General features: G+C 55.4%; 23 protein-coding genes and 1 riboswitch. Of the genes, 14 read left to right on the top strand and 9 right to left on the bottom strand.

The features are described 5' to 3' along the window. Window positions 1–153: 153 nt before the first annotated feature. Complete coding sequence (locus C4S74_RS05480) at window positions 154–1,935, bottom strand: B12-binding domain-containing radical SAM protein (protein WP_103994351.1); 1,782 nt, start codon at window positions 1,933–1,935, stop codon at window positions 154–156. A gap of 103 nt (window positions 1,936–2,038) precedes the next feature. After that, window positions 2,039–2,299, bottom strand: a complete 261-nt coding sequence (locus tag C4S74_RS05475) for a hypothetical protein (RefSeq protein ID WP_103994350.1) — start codon at window positions 2,297–2,299, stop codon at window positions 2,039–2,041. Window positions 2,300–2,517: 218 nt separating this feature from the next. Between C4S74_RS05475 and C4S74_RS05470 the strand changes: the two genes are divergently transcribed. Further along, window positions 2,518–3,222, top strand: a complete 705-nt coding sequence (locus tag C4S74_RS05470; RefSeq protein ID WP_103994349.1) for a stalk domain-containing protein — start codon at window positions 2,518–2,520, stop codon at window positions 3,220–3,222. 99 nt (window positions 3,223–3,321) lie between these two features. Here the strand turns inward: C4S74_RS05470 and C4S74_RS05465 are convergent, their stop codons facing one another. Beyond that, window positions 3,322–4,422 (bottom strand): ABC transporter permease, encoded by a 1,101-nt coding sequence (locus C4S74_RS05465; protein WP_103994348.1) that lies wholly within the window; start codon window positions 4,420–4,422, stop codon window positions 3,322–3,324. Then, a complete protein-coding gene (locus C4S74_RS05460; RefSeq protein ID WP_103994347.1) occupies window positions 4,419–5,390 on the bottom strand; it encodes an ABC transporter ATP-binding protein in 972 nt (323 codons plus the stop codon). Before C4S74_RS05460 ends, C4S74_RS05465 begins: the two co-directional genes overlap by 4 nt. Window positions 5,391–5,596: 206 nt before the next feature. On the opposite strand from C4S74_RS05460, the gene C4S74_RS05455 reads away from it, so the two are divergent. The 6 genes from C4S74_RS05455 (at window position 5,597) to C4S74_RS05430 (ending at window position 8,300) form a co-directional block, all read left to right on the top strand. Then, window positions 5,597–6,553: an RluA family pseudouridine synthase gene (locus tag C4S74_RS05455; protein WP_103994346.1), complete on the top strand. Its 957-nt coding sequence runs from the start codon at window positions 5,597–5,599 to the stop codon at window positions 6,551–6,553. A 12-nt stretch (window positions 6,554–6,565) separates the two neighbouring features. Continuing rightward, window positions 6,566–6,766: a YwbE family protein gene (locus tag C4S74_RS05450; protein ID WP_103994345.1), complete on the top strand. Its 201-nt coding sequence runs from the start codon at window positions 6,566–6,568 to the stop codon at window positions 6,764–6,766. 66 nt (window positions 6,767–6,832) lie between these two features. Further along, window positions 6,833–7,060, top strand: coding sequence for a hypothetical protein (locus tag C4S74_RS05445; protein WP_103994344.1), 228 nt, complete (start codon window positions 6,833–6,835; stop codon window positions 7,058–7,060). Window positions 7,061–7,179: 119 nt separating this feature from the next. Next, the gene (locus tag C4S74_RS05440) at window positions 7,180–7,500 is read left to right on the top strand and encodes a YnfA family protein (protein ID WP_103994343.1); all 321 of its coding nucleotides are present in this window, start codon (window positions 7,180–7,182) and stop codon (window positions 7,498–7,500) included. 27 nt (window positions 7,501–7,527) lie between these two features. Further along, window positions 7,528–7,923 carry a DnaJ family domain-containing protein gene (locus C4S74_RS05435; protein WP_103994342.1) on the top strand — a complete coding sequence of 132 codons (396 nt, stop codon included), beginning with the start codon at window positions 7,528–7,530 and terminating at the stop codon, window positions 7,921–7,923. Between the two features lie 23 nt (window positions 7,924–7,946). Continuing rightward, a complete protein-coding gene (locus tag C4S74_RS05430) occupies window positions 7,947–8,300 on the top strand; it encodes a cupin domain-containing protein (protein WP_103994341.1) in 354 nt (117 codons plus the stop codon). Window positions 8,301–8,905: 605 nt separating this feature from the next. Here the strand turns inward: C4S74_RS05430 and C4S74_RS05425 are convergent. Beyond that, a complete protein-coding gene (locus C4S74_RS05425) occupies window positions 8,906–9,748 on the bottom strand; it encodes an SDR family oxidoreductase (RefSeq protein ID WP_258042395.1) in 843 nt (280 codons plus the stop codon). 243 nt (window positions 9,749–9,991) lie between these two features. Beyond that, window positions 9,992–10,035: riboswitch (PreQ1 riboswitch) on the top strand. 194 nt (window positions 10,036–10,229) lie between these two features. Between C4S74_RS05425 and queC the strand changes: the two genes are divergently transcribed. From queC to C4S74_RS05400, 5 genes are all read left to right on the top strand, one after another. Beyond that, the gene (gene queC, locus C4S74_RS05420) at window positions 10,230–10,895 is read left to right on the top strand and encodes a 7-cyano-7-deazaguanine synthase QueC (protein ID WP_103994339.1); all 666 of its coding nucleotides are present in this window, start codon (window positions 10,230–10,232) and stop codon (window positions 10,893–10,895) included. Further along, window positions 10,892–11,380, top strand: a complete 489-nt coding sequence (gene queD / locus C4S74_RS05415; RefSeq protein WP_103994338.1) for a 6-carboxytetrahydropterin synthase QueD — start codon at window positions 10,892–10,894, stop codon at window positions 11,378–11,380. Before queC ends, queD begins: the two co-directional genes overlap by 4 nt. Further along, the gene (gene queE / locus C4S74_RS05410) at window positions 11,377–12,204 is read left to right on the top strand and encodes a 7-carboxy-7-deazaguanine synthase QueE (RefSeq protein WP_103994337.1); all 828 of its coding nucleotides are present in this window, start codon (window positions 11,377–11,379) and stop codon (window positions 12,202–12,204) included. Before queD ends, queE begins: the two co-directional genes overlap by 4 nt. Window positions 12,205–12,422: 218 nt before the next feature. Continuing rightward, window positions 12,423–12,917 (top strand): preQ(1) synthase, encoded by a 495-nt coding sequence (queF, locus tag C4S74_RS05405; protein ID WP_103994336.1) that lies wholly within the window; start codon window positions 12,423–12,425, stop codon window positions 12,915–12,917. A 325-nt stretch (window positions 12,918–13,242) separates the two neighbouring features. Further along, window positions 13,243–15,246 carry an ATP-binding protein gene (locus tag C4S74_RS05400; RefSeq protein ID WP_103994335.1) on the top strand — a complete coding sequence of 668 codons (2,004 nt, stop codon included), beginning with the start codon at window positions 13,243–13,245 and terminating at the stop codon, window positions 15,244–15,246. Between the two features lie 297 nt (window positions 15,247–15,543). On the opposite strand, the gene C4S74_RS05390 is transcribed toward C4S74_RS05400, so the two are convergent. After that, the gene (locus C4S74_RS05390; RefSeq protein ID WP_103994333.1) at window positions 15,544–17,043 is read right to left on the bottom strand and encodes a catalase; all 1,500 of its coding nucleotides are present in this window, start codon (window positions 17,041–17,043) and stop codon (window positions 15,544–15,546) included. A 257-nt stretch (window positions 17,044–17,300) separates the two neighbouring features. On the opposite strand from C4S74_RS05390, the gene C4S74_RS05385 reads away from it, so the two are divergent. Together C4S74_RS05385 and C4S74_RS05375 are read left to right on the top strand one after the other, a co-directional pair. Then, complete coding sequence (locus C4S74_RS05385) at window positions 17,301–18,317, top strand: glycosyltransferase family 2 protein (protein ID WP_103994332.1); 1,017 nt, start codon at window positions 17,301–17,303, stop codon at window positions 18,315–18,317. 377 nt (window positions 18,318–18,694) lie between these two features. Next, on the top strand, window positions 18,695–18,985 hold the full coding sequence (locus tag C4S74_RS05375; RefSeq protein WP_103994330.1) for an alpha/beta-type small acid-soluble spore protein: 291 nt from the start codon (window positions 18,695–18,697) through the stop codon (window positions 18,983–18,985). A gap of 115 nt (window positions 18,986–19,100) precedes the next feature. Here the strand turns inward: C4S74_RS05375 and C4S74_RS05370 are convergent, their stop codons facing one another. The 3 genes from C4S74_RS05370 to C4S74_RS05360 form a co-directional block, all read right to left on the bottom strand. Then, window positions 19,101–19,805: a hypothetical protein gene (locus tag C4S74_RS05370; RefSeq protein WP_103994808.1), complete on the bottom strand. Its 705-nt coding sequence runs from the start codon at window positions 19,803–19,805 to the stop codon at window positions 19,101–19,103. 147 nt (window positions 19,806–19,952) lie between these two features. Then, window positions 19,953–20,243 (bottom strand): hypothetical protein, encoded by a 291-nt coding sequence (locus tag C4S74_RS05365; RefSeq protein WP_103994329.1) that lies wholly within the window; start codon window positions 20,241–20,243, stop codon window positions 19,953–19,955. 238 nt (window positions 20,244–20,481) lie between these two features. Continuing rightward, window positions 20,482–20,706, bottom strand: a complete 225-nt coding sequence (locus C4S74_RS05360; RefSeq protein WP_103994328.1) for a DUF1128 domain-containing protein — start codon at window positions 20,704–20,706, stop codon at window positions 20,482–20,484. Between the last annotated feature and the right edge of the window lie 14 nt (window positions 20,707–20,720).

Genomic DNA, 20,720 nt, shown 5'->3' with positions numbered 1-20,720 from the left:
AGCACTGGCGAGCACTGGCGAGCACTGGCGAGCACTGGCGAGCACTGGCGAGCACTGGCGAGCACTGGCGAGCACTGGCGAGCACTGGCGAGCACAAAAAAGGCTCCCGTCCCCTCTCTTTGAGGGGCGGGAGCCTTTTTGCCGCGCGTGCGTTCAGCTCCGTGCGGACGCGGACGCCGCCGACGCATGGCCGAGCGGCATCGCGTACACGGACGGACGCCCGCCCGCTTCCGGCCGGTAAACGGCCAGCAGCAGCGATTCCGCCGACGTGTCGAGCGAGCCGTCCTGCTGGTAGCGTTGCAGGTCGAACGGCAGCACTTCGATGACGGCATGCTTGTGCAGTTCCTTTTCGCCCATGCGCAGCTCACTGAAGTTGCCGGAAACTTCTTCCGGTCGATCCGCGGCTCTTTTCAGATAATCGCTTTGGCCGGCTTTGTCCAGCTTGAAATCCCACCAGATTTTACGCGGCTTGTATTTATGATTCAGGAAATAATCGAGCTTCATCAGCCCTTCGATGACATCCATTCCCTTCGTGTCCCGCCAGGTCAGGAAAGCATGCAGCCGGGTGAACAAATCTTCCAGCTGGTGGCCGATTTTCTGCCAGCCTCTTTCCTCCCAGTAATCGCCGAACTCCTGGAAGAAATCGAAAGCCGACGGAAATTCGGAGGCAATCAGGTAGTTCACGATATGATCGGTACGGTGAGCGTTCCAGTATTTCTCCAGCACGTCTTCCACCCGCTTGATCCGGATCAGGTCGGTAAAAGGCAAAATATCATTGCCCAGTATCTCATAGGGCGCCTGATCCATGAAAATGTAGCCGTACTTGGCCGCATCCAGGCGCAGACCGGTTCCCCGGAGCATTTTAAGAAATCCGAGCTGAAGCTCTTCGGGACCCAGCGCGAACACGTCGTTGAACGTTTTGCGGAAGGAGTCGTAGTTTTCCTCGGGAAGGCCGGCGATCAGATCCAGATGCTGATCGATTTTGCCGCTTTCTTTCACCTTCGTCACCGTGCGGGTAAGCTTGGCGAAATTTTGACGCCGCTTCACCAGATTGTTTGTCTCGTCGTTAGTGGACTGGACGCCGATCTCGAAGCGGAAAATTCCCGGAGGCGCGTTTTCGGCAAGGAAGTCCAGCACTTCGGGCCGCATAATATCGGCCGTGATCTCGAACTGAAACACGCAGCCCTGATGATTGTCAATCAGAAACTGGAAAATTTCCAGGGCATAGTCCCGCTTGATGTTAAACGTCCGGTCGACAAACTTAATGAGCTTGGCCCCGTTCGCTATGAGATACAGGATTTCGGACTTCGTCCGCTCCATATCAAAATATCTTACCCCCACCTCGATGGAGGACAGGCAGAACTGACACGAAAACGGGCAGCCCCGGCTCGTTTCGAAATAAACGACCCGGTTGCCGAGGTCCTTCAGATCTTCCTCGAACCGGTGTGGAGTAGGAATCGCATTCAGGTCCAGCTTCGGACGGCCGGGAGTTAAAATAATTTCTTCCCCTTTGCGGTACGCGATGCCGTATACAAAATGAAACTTCCGGGTGGTCGAAAGCTCCTGGAGGAAATGCTTGAACGTCTCTTCCCCTTCGCCCATGACGATAAAATCCACTTCCGGAACGGTGCGCATCCATTCTTCCGTATCGTAGGAAACTTCCGGTCCGCCTAGTACGATCGTCAGGTCGGGACGGATTTTTTTGATCATGCGGATGACGCGGAGCGTTTCTTCAATGTTCCAGATGTAGCAGGAAAAACCGAGCACGTCGGGATTTTTGCCGTATAGATCCGAAACGATATTCATCGCCGGATCTTTGATCGTGTATTCCGCGATTTCAATCGGAAACTCGGGTTCGCTGAATGCCTTCAGGTACCGCAGAGCCAGCGAAGTATGAATGTATTTGGCGTTCAATGTGGCAAGAACGATATTCATGGTCGTTTACAACCTCTTTTATCAATAAAATCAAGGATCGTTCTTATTCTACACGAACCCCGCCGAGTTGACAAAGCGGGCGGAACCGCCGCCACACTCCTTTTCAGCGCAGGGAGTCGAATTCCGGCTCCGCGTCCTCCCATTCGGTCCCTGTCCCCGAAGACCAGTCAGGAAACTGATCGGCCGCGGGCAGAGCAGGCACATCGGCATACACGTTCCTCCACCGTTCGGCCTGTTCCATCAACTGCCGCTCCACCTGTTCCTTGCGAAGCATAAGCTCGCCGGGGTCCCCCGCCTCCTGCTGAATCGCCTTGCGGATGCTGGTATGCTCCTGGAGCCATTGAGTAAGCTGGTACAAAATCACGGGCGTCTCTCCTTTTTAAAGCGCTGTCATTTATGTATCAGGTTGCCCGTTATGGCGTTGGGTCATACCGTTAGGACCGAATGGGGCACAGCATCTTACATATTTTTTCTTATATTGAAACATTTCCCCTGTCTGTTCAGTCTAAAGATTCAAAGCGGCCGGACCTCGTTCAATCATTGTTACACTAGGCGGACCGAAAATTCGGGAGGGATTTATTCATGAAAAGCAAAAAGCCGATTCTTTATTTAACGGGAGGCATTCTCATCGGAAGCCTCGCCACCCAGACGGACGTATGGGCCAAGCCTGTGATCGACTATATTCTGCAGGCGGCCACCTATCCGGTAACCGTCGACGGACAGACTTACGAATCTTCCGAGCTTCCGGTACTTAATTATCAGGGAAGTACTTATGTCCCCCTCAAAGCATTAGGGGATTTGCTCAGCACTTCCGTAACCTGGAACGATACGCTCAAACAGGTGGAAATTGTCAAGAACAGGCCTAAAGGGGATCTCTCCGTCGCGACCAAAGACTACTACGGCGCCGTGGAGCGGTGGACGTTTGATACGCTGTATCAGCCGGGTAAAGGTACTCTGGATGAGAAGGGCCGCGGGGAACTGCTGAAACAGCTCGAAACCGTCTACAGCCCGTTTCTGGCCGCCCGGTTTTTCGATTACGCCTATATGAAAGAAAGCGACGGCAGCTATCTGTCGCGTCCTGGGGACCACTTCCCTCTGTGGAAGCTGAACCGTAACGTAACGGCAACCCATGAAATCGCAGGCGGGAAAACCATCGTCACCATTAAGGGAGAAGTCGAATATACCCTGGACGGAAAGACGTTCGCCGACACATACAAGCAGCAGTATACAATCGATCCTCTTACGTTAAAAATTATCGATATCGCTTATCTGACTCTTCCGATTTGAATGTTTAAGTTCCTTTTATCCATATAATAAAAGAACCGTTTCCTGTTACGGAAACGGTTCTTTGCTCTATGTCCGGGCGGTTCCTTTATAGTGTCCGCCTTACTCCCATTTGAAGGTAAAGCTCGCAATCGCGAAGGCGACGACCATCCAGCCGCCGAGGATAAGGGCCTGCGGCCACAGCACAGTTAAATCCGCCCCTACGTTCATGACCTGCCGCATAGCCGTCGACAGATGCGTGATCGGGATGAGGTTCACGACCGGCTGGAGGAACGACGGGATGCTGTCCGCGGAGAAGAAGACGCCTCCCAGAAAAAGCATCGGGAACGAGATAAATCCCGCGATCGGCCCCGCGCTTTCCGGTGTCTTCGCCAGCGACGCGACGATGAAGCCGACCGACATAAACGCCAGCGTGCCGAGAATAACGAACAGCAGAAGCAGTCCCCACGAGCCGTTCACTTTCGTTCCGAAGATAACGGACGCGATGAGCAGAACGATCACCGCCTGCAGGCCGTTCAGCAAAAGTCTGGCCGTGATCTGCGAGGCGATGAATGTGGACGATTTCAGCGTGGTGCTCTGCATCCGGCGCAGAATGCCCCTCTCTCTCCAGGAGGCGATTTGTCCCGCCACACCGTTGAGGTTGTTGGACATGATCATCATCGACACGATGCCGGGAACGAGAAAGTCGATATAGGACAGCTTCAGCGCCTGAACGCCCTCCGCCTTCACCGTTATCGCCGGCTTATAGGCCGTCTTTTCTTTGGAAATGCCGTCCGCCACCTGGGCCACGACGGTTTTGCCGAGCTCCGCCGTCATCATGTTCGTCTGGTCATAATAAACGTTGACGGACGAAGCGTCCCCCCCTTTGAGGGCGGCGTCGAGTTTGTTGCCGTAACCGGCGGGAATGACGACCACCATCTGAAGATCGCCGTCCTTCAGCTTCTGGAGCCCCGGCGCCGTGTGCTCCTCCTGCTTGAGCTTCATGGCCGGCGTCTTCATCAGAGCCCCGACCAATTGAACCGACTGGGCTGACCGGTCTTGGTCGATGACGACTCCGTTGATGGACATGCTGCTGCCCCCTCCGAAAAACGTTCCGAACATGACCATGAAGAAGACCGGGAACAGAAAAGACCAGAGGAGCACCTGCTTGTTCCGGATAAAAATCCGCAGCTGCGCGAGCGTCAATTGAAGGTACGCTTTCATTCTTCCCTCAGGCTCCTTCCTGTCATGTGAATGAACACGTCTTCCAGCGTGGCGGTCCGTGTCAGCAGATCCGTCAGCTTCCATCCGCGCAGCTCCGCCTCCCGGATCAGGCCGGTAAGCGACTGCTGGAGGTGGTCGGTGTACAGCACGAGGGTGTCGCGGGCCAGATCGACCTGCTTCACGCCCTGGAGCCTGCCCAGCGTATCCGTCAGCTCCGTCCGCTCCCGCGGGGAAGCCGACTCCGCCTGGGGCAGCCGGAATTCAATCGCATTCTCCGATTGAAGGCTGCGCACCAGGTTGGCCGGCGTGTCCAGTGCGACGACCTGCCCCTTGTCGATCAGACAGATCCGGTCGCACAGCACGTGGGCCTCGTCCATGTAGTGCGTGGACAGGACGATGGTCTTGCCCCTCTCCTTCAGGCGCAGGATAATGTCCCAGAGCGTGCGCCGCGCCTGTGGATCGAGACCCGTGGTAGGCTCGTCAAGGAACAGCACCTGCGGGTCGTTGACCAGCGCGATCGCGATGGCAAGCCGCTGCTTCTGTCCGCCGGACAAGTGCTTCACGCGGTCCCCCGCCTTCTCTTCCAGCGTCATGTCCGCGAGCAGGGGATCGACAGGCACCGACCTCGGATAGAAGCTGGCGTACATCTCCACGATCTCGCGCACTTTCAGCAGATCGAACAGGGAGGTCGACTGGAGCTGGACGCCGATCACTTCCTTCACCTTGCGGAGTTCCCGAATGGTGTCGTAACCGGCGATACGCGCCGTTCCCCCGTCGGGCTTGCGCAGCCCTTCCATCATTTCCATAGTCGTGGTCTTGCCCGCGCCGTTGGGGCCGAGCAGCCCGAACACCTCTCCCTTGCGCACCTGGAAGCGCACGCCGTTTACGGCCGTGAAGCTTCCGTACGTTTTGACCAGCCCGTCCACATCGATAAGAATTTCGTCTGATAATCCGTCCGTCTGCGGCATTCCCAGCCTCCTTTTTTCAATGTTTATGTACGTTTTATTCCGGCATCTTTCCAAACCAAGCGAGTGTTCCGCATACATTTTCCTAAAAGGATTCCAGCTTTTCCATTATATCACTCGTTCCGGCACTTATCACGAGCCCGGCCGGGATGAAATTAAATCCCCAATGCGCTATAGTAAATGGATAGAAGATCCGAAGGAGCCAACCCATGCGAAAACAGCGTCCCCCTTTTAACCCCAAAACGACGAAAACAGCCAGGCCGTCCACCCCGAAAACAGACAAAGAACCGACTCAATTCGAAATCGGACAGCCGGACGAGCTGATGAAATTTTTGCTTGAAAAATTCGCGAATAAAGGAAGAAACACCGTCAAGGGCATTCTGTCCAGAGGCCAGGTATCCGTGAACGGCAAAAAGACGACCCGCCACGACCATCCTCTCCAGCCCGGCGACCGCGTTAAGGTCCAATGGAGTGTCGTTACCGAAGAGGAAAAACCGATCGGACTGCATATCCTGCATGAAGACGAGGATCTTCTGGTTATCAATAAAGAAGCGGGCCTTCTTTCGATCTCCGGCGGAGACGAGAAGGAATTGACCGCCTATTGGCAGTTGACCGAGCATGTCCGCAGAAAAGATCCGAAAGCGCGTATTTTCGTCGTCCACCGGCTGGACCGGGATACGTCGGGCGTCATGCTGTTCGCCAAGAACGAGAAAACCCAGCAGGCGCTGCAAACGGCCTGGCAGGAAGCCGTGCACGAGCGCTCCTATGTAGCCCTCGTCGAACGCAAGGTCAAGAAGCCCGAAGGCACGATCGTCTCCTGGCTGAAAGAAAGCAAAACGCTGCTCATGTACTCCAGTCCCGTGGATAACGGCGGGCAGAAAGCGGTCACGCACTATAAAGTGCTGCAGGCTTCCTCCGACTACTCCCTGCTTGAGGTGCACCTTGAAACGGGCCGTAAAAATCAGATCCGTGTCCATATGCAGGACATCGGCCATCCGGTTGTCGGCGACAAGAAGTACGGCTCCGTAAAAAACACGATCGGCCGGCTCGGTTTACATGCCCGGGTCATCGCGTTCGAACATCCTTCGACGGGACAACCGATGCGGTTCGAGACCCAAATTCCCGGCAAGTTTCTGCGGGTTTTCGCCGCCAAACCCACTTCATAAAAGGAGAATCCCATGAACGGACAATCGAGAAATAATATCCGGGCCGGACTGACCGTCGACATTGTGCTCAAGCAGGATCAGCGCACCGGTAAACGGACGCGCGGAGTCGTCAAAGATATTTTGACGAATTCGCCTAATCATCCTCACGGCATCAAAGTCAGACTGACGGACGGCCAGGTCGGACGGGTTCAGGAAATTGTACAAGAGCCCTGAAACCCTATTGTAAAGAATCCTGAAAACCAATAAACTAAAAGTAATGAATGCAGTGAGGTGATACGAATGTCAGAGAATCAACAGACACCGGAATCCGGAGAAACTCAACCGGCCGAAGCGGCCGAACCGCGCAAAGTTTCGCTCGCGGAAGCCATGAAACAGAAACTGGCCCAGAAGAAAGCGGCGCAAGCCCAGGCCAACTCCCAGCAGAAGCACCAGGCAACCGGCAATCAGATGATGAAAAGCCAGCAGACCAAGAAACAAAACAATCAAAGAAGACGTATGGGTGTCTAGACTTTGAACGTCATAAGCAGTAGCCCAAGACATGAGGGATCCGCTTCATGTCTTTATTTTTTATACGAACGGGCAAGCGGCCTGAGCTGCTTAAACACCCTTCCGCTGGAGGTCCCTCAATGTCCATGCTTTTATTTGTTATCGCCGGGCTTGCGGAAATCGGAGGCGGCTACCTCGTCTGGCTTTGGCTCCGCGAGGGCAAGCCTGTCGGGTACGGAATTACGGGCAGCCTTGTGCTTGTCCTGTACGGCATTATCCCGACTCTCCAGGCGTTTCCTTCTTTCGGCCGGGTTTACGCCGCATACGGAGGCATTTTTATCGTACTCGCCGTATTGTGGGGATGGCTTGTGGACAAGAAAACGCCCGACTTCTACGATTGGCTCGGCGCGGCCGTTTGCATCGCCGGCGTATCCATTATTTTGTGGGCGCCCAGAACCTGATCTAAGTCTTGAAGGAGGGATTAACCTATGAGCTTTCTAGACAGTCTGGTAGAGCAGCGCATACAGGAAGCGATTCACAACGGTGATTTCGACAATTTGCCCGGCAAAGGCAAGCCGCTCGTTCTCGAGGACTGGTCCGCCGTTCCGGAAGATCTGCGCTTGTCGTATAAAATTTTGAAAAATTCGGGATTCCTTCCCGAAGAAATGCAGCTCCGCAAAGACATGCTTACGCTGGAGGAACTCCTTGCATGCTGTCATGACGAAGAGGAACGCGGCAAGCTGAAGAAAACCCTCAACGCCAAGAAGCTCCGCTTTAACATGCTGATGGAAGAGCGGAGCATGAATCTTTCTCCGGCGCTTGCCCGGTACCGCGACCGCATCGAAACGAAATTTTCCGCGGAGCCGGATAAACCGTCCGAGTAGGACGAGAAACAGGAGAAACCGCCATGAACCCGACGCCTCAAAATTTGCTTGAACTAACCCGGAACATTCAAGAACGGCACGTCAACTTTGCCGTATCGGACGTAAACTCGCATGTGCTCCGCATCGCGGTCATGACCGGCAACTATCGCTGGCATTTTCATCCCGATTCGGATGAATTATTTATGGTGCTTGAAGGCGAACTTTTTATAGACTTCGAGGACGGTACGACCACTTCCCTGAAAGCTAATGATACGCTTACGGTTCCGGCAGGCACGGTCCACCGGACGAGAGCGGACGTGCGCACCGTCAATCTCTGCTTCGAAGCCAAAGAAGCGGAAACGGTTTTCGTGGACGAGCCCGCGGGGCGGGACAAATAAAACGAGCTCTGCAGAACGGTCTGCAGAGCTCGTTTTATTTCTTCATCCAGTTTGGCCTTAGGCGAGTCGGGGTTTGTCCGGTTCAGGTGAGCCCAGTAAAGAACCAGAACATTGCGCTGTTCGTAAGGCAGCGGAGTGAGAAACTCCTCTCCCTTTAAGCTGTGTTCCAGCGTGTTAAACTCCGTCATCGCCTTTTGGCGTTCAAGACTTGATTCATACACATAAATCGATACGAACTCCTTGTATGCGGCTTTCTCGGTCGGACGTCCGACCGAATAACGGCCGGCCCGCTTGCCGTTAAGCGTCCAATCTTGGGGCTCCGTCTCTTCAAACATCTCTATGCCTTCAGCCGTGAAGGCTTCTTTTACCTGTTGGAGCGTGACTGTCGTCTTGATTGTTCGCTCTTGGGTGCATCCCGTAAGCGCGAGAAGAACAGCTGCGAGCAAGCCGGCTAACAAAATCCTTTTCATTAAAAAAATCCCCTTTCGCACCGCGCGAAGCTCTCAGCGCGTATTGCTCGGCGTCACATGACGTTGGTCAACCACAATTTTCTTGACGGGTCATCCGAGGGGAATGTTGCACGGCCATAAAATGCCGGAAAATGTTTACTTGAGCCGGAAACCGCCTTCCGAATGAAGAATCTGGCCTGTGATCCACTCCGATTCTTCGCCGGCGAGAAACGCGATAAGTCTGGCGGCGTCTTCCGGTCTGCCGATTCGTCCGAACGGGAACTGGCCTGCGAGTTCGTTCCGAAGCTCCTCCGTCATCCATCCGGTATCGGTCGGACCGGGATTGACCGCGTTGACCGTAATCCCTTTGGGCGCCAGTTCCGCAGCCAGCGTCACGGTCATCGCTTCGACAGCCGCCTTCGTAGCCGCGTAGGCGATCTCTCCCCGCATCGGACCCAAAGACTGGCCGGATGTCATGTTGATAATCCGTCCGCCCGATCCGCGGCTGAACCGGCGGCCGAATTCCACGCTGAGCAGGGCGGTTCCCCTCATGTTCACGGCATAGTGGGCATCAAGCACGGCCGCATCAAGCTTCTCGTACCCGTCGTTTACGGAGTAGGCCGCATTGTTGACGAGGACCGCCGGAAACCCGAGCCGATTCTCCGTTTCGTCTATGATGCGCTTGGCCGCTCCGGGATCGGACTGGTCGATCTCCAGTCGTTCGCAGCGTATTCCCGACCGGGTCAGCTCCCGCACAATCGCATCCGGTCCCTCTTCATCCGCTCCCCAAGGCATGGCTCTGTCGAAAGCGGACCAGGTTGTGAACATCACGTCCATGTTTTTGGCCGCAAGCGCCCGGCAGATAGCGGCGCCGATACCGATCCGGCGGGAAACTCCCGTAACGACAGCAACGGGGCGGTCTTCCTTGCCGCGTTCAGCAGACCTATTTGCCGAAGCCGGTGTATTTCCCGATATATTCCCGGACTTATTTCCGTCCATGGACATTCTCCTTCCGCCTCCCTTGACGTTGATGTGGAAAGGCTCTTTTGTTACTACAGTATAAAACGGCATCACGATCCCCGGCACAGATTATTCGATTATAAAGGAAAATTCCCCCGCTCCCTTACATGGAACGATCAAATGCGTTATAATGAGACGGTTCTGAAGCGCGGCACCGCTTGGAACTTAATCACGAAAGTGCCGGACTCAAACCCCATAAGAAAATCCATATGCTCTGCGCATATGGGAGAGGTTCGCGAACTCCCTCTATAAAAAACTAAGGAAAAACAATATCCCTGGATATTCGGGCACAGCTGCTTAAAAAGCGGCCGCTAAGTGTGCGTTTTTTGACGTTCATTTTCCGGTTTGCTTATGAATGGCCGCGTCCTTCCTTGAGGCATTGTTTTTGTTTTGTTTAAAATGACGGATCAAGAACTCTCTCCATCACCTATTTTTTAGTCAAAAAGGAGACGGAAGAGCGATGAAACATGAAAAAGCAGTTGTCGTATTCAGCGGCGGACAAGACAGCACGACGTGCCTGTTCTGGGCCCTGAAGCATTTTGGCGAGGTGGAGACGCTCACGTTCGATTACGGGCAGCGTCATAAACTCGAAATCGAGTGCGCCGCACAGATTGCGCGCGAGCTTGGCGTAAAAAACACCGTTCTGGACATGAGCCTGCTGAACCAGCTCGCACCCAATGCGCTGACGCGCAGCGATATCGAGATTGAGGAAAAAGAAGGCGAGCCCCCTACCACGTTCGTGGACGGACGCAACCTGCTGTTCCTTTCGTTTGCAGGCGTATACGCCAAAGGGGCCGGAGCCAGACACCTCATCACCGGCGTTTGCGAAACGGACTTCAGCGGCTACCCGGACTGCCGGGACGCTTTCGTAAAATCTCTTAACGTAACCCTGAACTTATCAATGGATTATCCATTCGTGATCCATACGCCGCTGATGTGGCTGAATAAAGCGGAGACGTGGAAGCTTTCCGACGAGCTGGGGGCTTTCGATTTCGTCCGGACCAAGACGCTTACCTGCTATAACGGCATCGTCGGAGACGGTTGCGGCGAGTGCCCGGCATGCAAGCTCCGTTCGGCCGGTCTGCAGAACTACCTTCTGGAGCGCGAAGGAGCCGGTTCCCGATGAAGACGCCAGGCGAATTCCGCATCGTAGAGAACCTTCAGCAGTACGGGCAGGACATCCGGCACGAGCAGCTCCGTTATCATACCAAGCGCGTCCTCGTTTCCAAAGAATTTACGTTCGACGCGGCGCATCATCTGCACGCCTACGAGGGAAAGTGCAAAAACCTTCACGGCCATACGTACAAAGCCGTTTACGGAATCAGCGGCTATGTCAACGAGATTGGGCTAACGCTTGATTTCGGAGAAATCAAAGATATCTGGAAAGCACGGATCGAGCCTTTTCTCGATCACCGTTATCTGAATGAGACGCTGCCGCCCATGAACACCACCGCCGAGAACATGGTCGTCTGGCTGTACGAACAAATGGAGACGGCTTTGCAGTCGGATGAGATGCAGGCGAAAGCCCGGGGCGGCAGGGTCGAATTTGTCCGCCTGTACGAGACGCCGACAAGCTACGCCGAAGCGAGACGGGAGTGGATGTCCGAATGAGTGCAAGCCGAACATATGCCGCGGTCCCATCCCCTCCGCAGACCTTGCCTGCAGCGGGCAACACGACGGCCGTTTCCGCAGCCCCTGCGGATAAAACGACCCCGGCCGAAGCGACCATTCCCGTGCTCGAGATCTTCGGCCCGACCGTCCAGGGCGAGGGCATGGTCATCGGGCGCAAGACGATGTTCGTGCGTACCGCCGGCTGCGATTACCGCTGCTCCTGGTGCGATTCCGCGTTTACGTGGGACGGATCGGGCGCAGGCGACATCCGTCCGCTCACCGCGGAAGCGGTCTGGGAGGAGCTTGTCCGCACAGGCGGCAGCCGCTTCTCCCACGTGACCTTGTCGGGCGGCAATCCGGCCCTCCTGCGCAGCCTCGGCCCGCTCGTGAAGCTGCTGCGGGCCCAAGGCATCCGCACCGCCGTCGAGACGCAGGGCTCCCGCTGGCAGGACTGGCTGACCGAGATCGACGAGGTCACGCTCTCTCCCAAGCCGCCGAGCTCAGGCATGGAAACGGATTTCGCTAAGCTGGACGACATCGTCCGGCGGTTGAACCCGGACGGCATCAGCCTCAAGGTGGTCGTGTTCGACGAACGCGATTTCGCGTTCGCCCGGGAAGTCCACCGCCGCTACCCTGCCGTCCCATTCTATCTGCAGGCGGGGAACGAGGACGTCCGTCTCGCGGACGACGACCTGCTCCGCGGGCAGCTGCTGCGCAAATACGAGTGGCTCGTCGACTTGACGATGGCGTCCGAGGATTTGAACGACGTGCGCGTGCTGCCGCAGCTTCACGCCCTGCTTTGGGGCAACAAGCGGGGCGTCTGATCTCCGCGGAAGGCAGCGGGACTCAACGGGACACAGGGCCCGACTCCGCATCAGTTCACGGCGGTCTGACCGCCCAAATCAGAACGGCAGTCGGTACCCGCCAGCCCTGTCTGAGTTCCACTTACTAATCGGGCGGCATAGCCGCTGCCTTCCTTCAGCCTTGACTACTATGCGGTCACCCGCTGTCCATATAAATTCTAAAACCGGAGGTGCCTTTCATGGCCGGAAGAAACCAGGAAGAGCTCGATCTCACCCTGCTGGGCAACCAGCAGACACAATATCCTTTTAACTATGCGCCGCAGGTGCTCGAATCCTTTGACAACAAACATCCTTACCGCGATTATTTCGTCAAATTCAATTGTCCCGAGTTTACGAGCCTTTGCCCGATTACGGGACAGCCCGATTTTGCCACCATATATATCAGCTACATGCCCGGCGATAAAATGGTCGAAAGCAAATCGCTCAAACTGTATCTATTCAGCTTCCGCAATCACGGCGATTTCCATGAAGACTGCATGAACATCATTATGAACGATCTGATCAAGCTCATGGATCCGAAATACATCGAGGTCTGGGGCAAATTCACTCCGCGGGGCGGGATCTCCATCGATCCTTACTGCAATTACGGACGTCCCGGCACCAAGTACGAACAGATGGCGGAGCACCGCCTGATGAACCATGACCTTTACCCGGAAAAAGTCGATAACCGCTGAGCGCGATGGCTTATTGCGGGGTGCCGCTTGCCGACACAGTGGCGTTCAAACGAGCCCGCTCTATATGGAGCGGGAGCATCCGCTTGTCGATACCGGGGCCGGTGCGACCTTTACCCGGGATCAGCTGAACCGACAGCATGCAACCGGTCATTAGCGTATGTCTTTTACAGCACCTGCCCGCACAAACCGTTTCAGCTATTTCAATGGATCGTACACTGCATGCCTAAAAGACCCCATGGGGTCTTTTTTTCTGCCCATGGGATGCCGATAATTTTGGTATACTAGGAATGAACATCTAAATGGAGCTGGGTTGCAGAGCTTTTGGATGGGGAAAGGAAAAGAAATGGTCAATTTCGGAGATTATTTCAAGGCTTTTTTTGCCAATATAAGCACCCTGCTCACATTTACCTATTTAGGCAGCCTGGCTTATAAATATATTTTGTACAAGATCCCCGTCAACTGGATGAAAATGCTTTACGTCCTGCTCTCGATAGCGGCCGGCTGGCTTTCCATGATGTACGGAGCCTGGCTGAGTGCCACGGTTATCTTCGATCTAAGGTTCGTGCCCATCCTGGTGGCTCCCCTCTTCCTGTCGCGACCTTTCCCTATTATACTGATCGGGCTCGGGATCGGGCTGGCACGCTTGTCGTTCGGCCTGAATCACGCCGCTTGGGCGGGCTTCGGGAACATGATCATCCTCGGCATCGTAACGGCGCTGACCAGTGAACTGCTCAAACGCACCTCTCTGCGGCAGACTACCCGAATTTTACTGCTTATTCTCATCGTGAATCTGTTCAACGTGGCGGATATCGCGATTCTCGGTGTTTATTCAGCCGCTACGTACCTGATCGAGCTTGCTCCGCTGTCCGGCACGGCGGGCCTGTTTTTCAGCTTTTTCTTCACCTTCATCCTGCACGATTTCAAAGCGGATTTTCTCCGGCGGGAAGCACTGAACAGAAGCAATAAGGAACTGGCCGAACAGTTCCGGCTGGCCGAGGAACGAACCGCGGAGCTTCAGCACATTCACGACGAGCTGGAAGTGAAAAACGAGGAGCTGATCTCCTCTTCCCGCTACAAATCCGAATTTTTGGCAAACATGTCCCATGAACTCCGGACCCCGCTGAACAGTATGCTGATCCTGTCGCAGTTCCTTGCCGAAAATCAGAACGGGACGCTCTCGGAAGAAGAGATTGAATTTGCCGGAATTATCCATACCTCCGGTCAAGACCTGCTTACGCTGATTAACGATATACTCGATCTGTCCAAAATCGAAGCGGGACACATGGCCATCACACTGGGAGAAGTGAACGTCAGTGAAGTCGTCGAAGCGATGACCCGGATGTTCGAACCGGTTGCCGCCCAGAAGGGCCTGTATTTCCACATCCGTTCAACCGGCGTTCCCGATATCATTCATACGGATGAACAGCGGCTTCAGCAGATTTTGAAAAATCTGCTGTCCAATGCGTTCAAATTTACCGAGCGGGGCGGCGTCATCCTTACCTTTTACGTCGAAATGGATGCCCAGGGCGTTCAGCATCCCGCTGCCGCCATCCGGGATACCGGCATCGGCATCCGGGCGGACAAGCGGGAACAGATCTTCGAAGCCTTCTACCAGGCGGACGGCACAACGAGCCGCAAGTTCGGCGGAACCGGACTCGGCCTCTCTATTTCACGCCAGTTCGCCCGGCTGCTGGGCGGAGAGATCCGGCTGGTTAGTGAAGAGGGAACCGGGAGCACGTTTACCCTCCTCCTTCCTTCCAGCAGCTTGAGCGGTCAGGAGCAGGAGCTTCGGCAGTTGGCGGACGACGCCAAGCTTCCGCGGCTTACGCCGCTCTCCTCTCCGCTTCCGGACGAAAGCGCGGACCGTTCCGGCGGCACCGATACGCCGCAGACGGCTCCCGCTCCGGCAACAGGCGCCGATACGCCTGCGGAAGCGGCTCAGCAGCTTCTGCGCGAAGTCACGGTGCTCGTCGTCGATGACGACGCCGCCAACGTGCGCAGCCTGTCCGCCCTGCTCAAATCCCGCGGGGCCGAAGTTTTCGGAGCGGGCAGCGGCCGGGAATGCCTGCGCCTGCTCGCCCTCCATCCCGGGATCAGCCTCGTCCTCATGGACATGATGATGCCCGAAATGGACGGCAGGGCCGCGATCCGGCAAATCCGCATGGACGATGCTTACCGGGACCTGCCTATCATCGCCCTGACCGCCCGGGCTCTACCCGGCGACCGGGAAGCGTGCATCGAAGCCGGCGCTTCGGACTATATTACGAAGCCGGTCGATAACCGGGCGCTCTCGATGCTTGTGAAGCAATGGAGCGCCAAGTCCGTCTGAATTCAGCGAAAAAAGCCTTCTTTCCATGTCGGAAAGAAGGCTTTTTAGTTCCGGCCCTTGCAAGACACGGCAGACAAGAGGATCTCGTCTATTGCCGCAGAAACAAAGGGCCATCTATTTTAAAAACTTCGCGCCGGAAACGCGGAGGCATTCGTCTGTTCAACCATCCGTTGAAGCGGGCCAAGACACCATGCTGGAAGGGGGGAATTCCTCCGGCATGGCAGCGGGCCGCTTAGCCCGGTGGCGGACAAAACCGCCCTCCGGCGTTTCCCTTGCTCTTGCCGGTGCCATAACGAATTAACGCGGTGGCATTTGTCCGGATCCGGTACCCGCTCCCTGCGGAATAAATCCGCTGAGATCGATTCCGAGTCCTTCCGCAAGTCTTGTTCCGAACTCCACATCGGCACGGAAGAAATTGCAGACGGCGCGAAGCTGGATTTGCATGTCCGTTTGTTTGAGATCGTTCACGAGGTTATCGATCAGATTAGCGCGTTCTTCCGGAGTAATCCCGCGGTAACGCTCGCCTGCCTGCGTGAAATCGTCCGTTTTCTCGATTTTGCGGCGTGTAGTAGAGCCCGTCAGCGGCTGCTCGCTTTCTCTATAAGCGCTTCCGGCTTCCTTCGGCGCATGGTCATAGGAATTCGGCTCGTAATTGATCGGCGAATGATCCTGCCGAACCGCCATTTGACCGTCCCGCTGATAATTCCGGACCGGCGCATAAGGGCAGTTTACCGGAATCTGCATATGGTTCGGTCCCAGCCTGTGGCGCTGCGTATCCGGGTAGGAGAACAGACGGCCTTGCAGAAGTTTGTCTTCGGAAGGCTCGATCCCCGGCACAAGCACGCTAGGCGCAAAAGCGGACTGTTCGACTTCGGCGAAGAAATTTTTCGGATTCTCGTTCAAGGTCATCCGTCCTACTTTGACGAACGGAACGAGATCTTCCGGCCAATCCTTCGTCGGATCGAGGGGGTCGAAGCTGAACTGGTCCAAACGGTCCGGTTCCAGCATCTGCACATTCAGCTCCCATTCCGGATAATTGCCCGCCTCGATGGCGTCATACAAATCGCGCGTCGCGTGATTGTGATCGCGTCCTCCCTGCTCTTCCGCTTCCTTGCGGCTTAAGGAACGGACACCCTGCAGCGATTTCCAGGTGTATTTGACGTAAACGACTTTGCCTTCCGCGTTCACCCATTTGAAAGCATGCACTCCGAATCCGTCCATTTCCCGGTAGTTGGCCGGAGTTCCGCGGTCGGAGAATACCCAGGTCAGCATGTGTGTCGATTCCGGAGAAAGCGACATGAAATCCCACAAGTGATTAGGCGTTTGGACATTTGTATGCGGAGCCGGTTTCAGCGAGTGAACCATGTCCGGGAACTTCAGCGCATCGCGGATAAAGAATACGGGCAAATTGTTGCCGACCAGGTCATAGTTTCCTTCGGACGTGTAGAACTTAACGGCAAAGCCCCGCGGATCACGGAGCGTCTCCGGCGAACCGCTCGGGTGAATAACCGTCGAGAAGCGGACAAGCACTCTCGTTTCAATAGAAGCGTCCTGCAGAAACGCGGCTTTCGTATACTCGCTCATGCTGGCATAAGGGCGGAATACTCCGAACGCCCCCGCACCCCGTGCGTGCACGACACGCTCCGGAATACGCTCACGGTCAAAATGAGCCAGTTTCTCCAAAAGGTGATAATCTTCGAGCAGCGTCGGGCCGTGAGTACCGGCTGTCTTCGAATTCTGGTTGTCGGCAACGGGCGCGCCTTGATTTGTAGTGAGATAAGGACGATGTGGATTCATTCTGCACCTCTTTATAATTATTATTATTTGAAAATGATTATCAATGTCATGTCGGTAGTATATCATCGCCATCCTCTCTTCGTCAATAGAATGACTATAAAATTATAATCATTTTAATCTGGGATTAATTTCGTCTAAATTCTACACATTCCGACGAGCAGGCAATTGCTTTAACCGGCTGTGCTTGTTTACAATAAGAATAATCCGGCGGGAAGCAGCCATGTCCAGACCAGGATAAGAAAGGAAGATTTTACGGCATGTCGAGCCCTATTTTAACAATCGTGGTACCCTGCTATAACGAAGAAGAAGTTCTTCCCGAAACGGTAAGCCGCTTAAGCTCGGTTCTGGACCGTCTCATTCAAGAAAAGCTTGTAGCCGGCGAAAGTGTGATGCTTCTCGTCGATGACGGCAGCAAAGACCGGACCTGGGAGCTCATCGATCAATACAGCCGTTCCCATGACTACGTAACAGGCGTTAAGCTCGCACGGAATGCGGGCCATCAGAACGCTCTGCTTGCGGGTTTAATGACGGCAAGACATACATCGGACATCGTGATTTCTATCGATGCGGATCTGCAGGACGATACGGACGCGATACGCGAATTCGTACGGAAGTATCTGGAGGGAGCCGAGATCGTTTACGGAATCCGCAGCGACCGGACGACCGATACCTGGTTCAAAAAGACGACCGCCGAATCCTTTTATAAATTAATGCTACGTCTGGGCGTCCAGATTAAGAACAATCATGCGGATTACCGGCTTATGAGCAAACGTGCGCTGGATTATTTGTCCCGCTATAAGGAAGTCAACGTGTTTCTGAGAGGGATTGTCCCGCTTCTGGGACTGCGTACGGCCGAGGTTATGTACGAGAGGAAAGAACGTTTTGCCGGGGAATCGAAGTATCCGTTGCGCAAAATGCTGTCTTTTGCACTGGACGGCATTACTTCCTTCAGTGTCAAACCGATCCGGATGGTCACGGTCACCGGATTCCTGCTCTCCATCTTCAGCGTGTTCGCCGGCGCTTATGCCATCATCTCTAAATTATGGGGAACGACGGCTTCGGGTTGGACCTCGCTAATTTTATCCGTCTGGTTTATCGGCGGGGTGCAGCTTCTGGCTCTGGGACTGATCGGAGAGTACATCGGCAAAATTTACCGGGAGGTCAAACACCGTCCCTTGTACCTCATCGAAAAAACAATCCCGACGCGGCAGGATGACGATGCTGCGGCATACTTGGACCGGATTCCCGTAGGAGCGGAACGGGCGGGGCGTTAACTGTCCTGACGGACGGAAGTGTTAAGCAGGCCGGTCATAGGAAGCAGCCGCCCACTTACAGCGAGAAGACCCTTGCCGGAAACTCCGGCGTAGGTTAAAGAAGCTCGCCAGCCCTGCACTTTCAGTAAGCCGGGGTCCATACCGCATCCGATCCATTTTGACGTAAAAATGCCGCATATCCTGAACACCGCTGACACACACCCTGATAGGAGCGGCAGCTTTCCGCACCGTGCGCTGTACTGCGCACGGTGTTTTTGCATGCGGCGGATTGTCTGAGGTCTCCGGCATCGGATGCTCTTCACTATAGCCGCACAGCGCCCGGCCGCTTCGTGATACTCCCCGAACTCCTGGGCATCCTACCCTCAGGAGGTGATAGTATGGCAAGAAGAAGAAACCGCAGAGCAGCCGTTCCCGGAAGCGAACGCAGCCTGGACCGGCTTAAGGGCCAGGTCATGCGGGACGCGGGCTACAACGTGTCCGCCGATCAGCCGAACCTGGTCAAATACGAAGTCGCCCGAACGCTGGGAGTCCCCCTGGAGCCGGGCAACAACGGCCAGCTCCGCACGGAGGATGCCGGTAAAATCGGCGGCGAAATCGGCGGCCGCATGGTGCGGGAGCTGGTCCGCATGGCGCAGAAGCAGCTGGCGGAGCGCAGCGGGCCGAAGTAATCCCGCGCACGGCACGCCGGACCGCTGGACGCCGCCGGGATGACCGCCGCCAGCAAGGCTGACTGCCCGACACGCCGCTCTGCGCGGCGGAGCATAACGCCGCGGCTCCATTCCTTCACCGTCGGGCCAAATCGGCCCGGATGACCAGAGAACCGTCTTCGCTGGTCATCCGGCACGAACCCGGCCGGATCGGCCTGAACAGGCGTATGGCCTGTTTTCCGCCGATCCGGACGCCGTTAAGGCGGATACTCGACCTGTCCGCCGCCAGTTCAATCTCTCCCGGGCGTATTCCCCGGGGCTGGTGTACGCTAACCATGAGCCGGCCTCCGGCCTCGGTTATCGAATAGGCAAAAGCTTCCGCCTCCTTGACCTTGGCGGCTTGCCGCTTTTGGCTTCCGGCGGCAAGGCCCCTGACAGGCTTCCCGCCCGAGAAGGGAATGGCCGCGGAAGGCCCGGAGGCGACAGGCCGGGCGGAGGCCGGCTTACCCCCGTTCTCCCGGCGTTTCTCCCCGCTGCGGGGCGGAGCGGCGCTTGCACCCGTGTTCTGTCCCGCGGAACTTCCGTCCGGCTCGTTTTCCCAGCCGGTTCCCATCCACTCCGGGATCCGGTAGCCCGGCATAGCCTGCCGCAGAAGTTTATCCAGCCATTGGTCCAGCCAGGCCGTGTTCTCCGGGTCCTCTGAAATCCGCTTGGACAGCTCGGTAAACAACGTTTCCCCGCCTCCGAAAATGGAGGAAAACGAAGGAATCTCTCCGGAACGGAACCCGAATTTCCGTTCCCACTCTTTTTCATAGTCGGATTCGTTCTTGCCTGCGCTCATTCTTACCGCCTCTCCGCCTGTTCCGGATACGGAACCCGCCCTTTTCTCCACATCAGCCTATTCCGCAGCCGACCCGGTGGTGTTTGTTCAAGCCTGCATAAAAAAAATCAGGTCCCGTAACCGGAACCTGATAGACCTCTTTCTCTTTTACCAGAAAAATCCGGGGCCTCCAAAACCGCCGCCAAATCCGCCGCCGTAACCGAATCCACCGCCGTAACCGAAGCCGTTGACAAACGGGGATGTGCCGATGGCAAGCAGATCGAACAAGACGAGAGGAACGAACGCTTTTGTTTGAGCGGTTCCCTCTTCGGGCTCGAGAATCAGCTCGTTGCCTTGAATACGTACCAGTTTGCCTCTGACCATGGAACCATCCTTACGGACGGCCACGATGTTTTTCCCGACTAGTTTGGACGCGTCATTACGAAGTGTTGAACTCATACCGTCTACCTCCCTTTTCAGCAAATCATGCATGCTACCTTATACCATATGCGGCCGGATAGCGGCCCGATTGGATAGCTGTCCCTTCTTCCTGTTTTATTTGGCCAAGGCACCTGTTTCATAAGCGTTTCGGGAATGCCGGCGAAGAGATACGTCTTTTTTTCCATATAAAAAAAGCCTTCCGCCCCGGTGGTGAAATCTCCGTGCGGAAGGCTTTTCGCAAAAAGGCAAGCAGGCTTCAGGCCTTGCGGAGCTTGCCCAGCTCCGTCGTAATCGCGTCAATTTCGCTAATGCTGAAATTGGGTTTGCTCATAACGAGATCGTACAGATCTTTAAGATCTTCATATTGTTCCTGGCTAAAGTTGGACGCTTTAATCGATCCGCCTGTCGCCATTCTCAGTTTCGTTTTGATTTCATTGAACATATAATCCACGTTCTGTTCCGACCATGCCGACAAATCCAATGCGTTTCATCCTC

Origin of the sequence: Paenibacillus sp. UNC499MF (assembly GCF_900107975.1) — a bacterium.
GTDB lineage: Bacteria > Bacillota > Bacilli > Paenibacillales > NBRC-103111 > Paenibacillus_F.
Note: the sequence above shows the minus strand (reverse complement) of the source record. Positions and strands in the feature narration are given on the sequence as shown.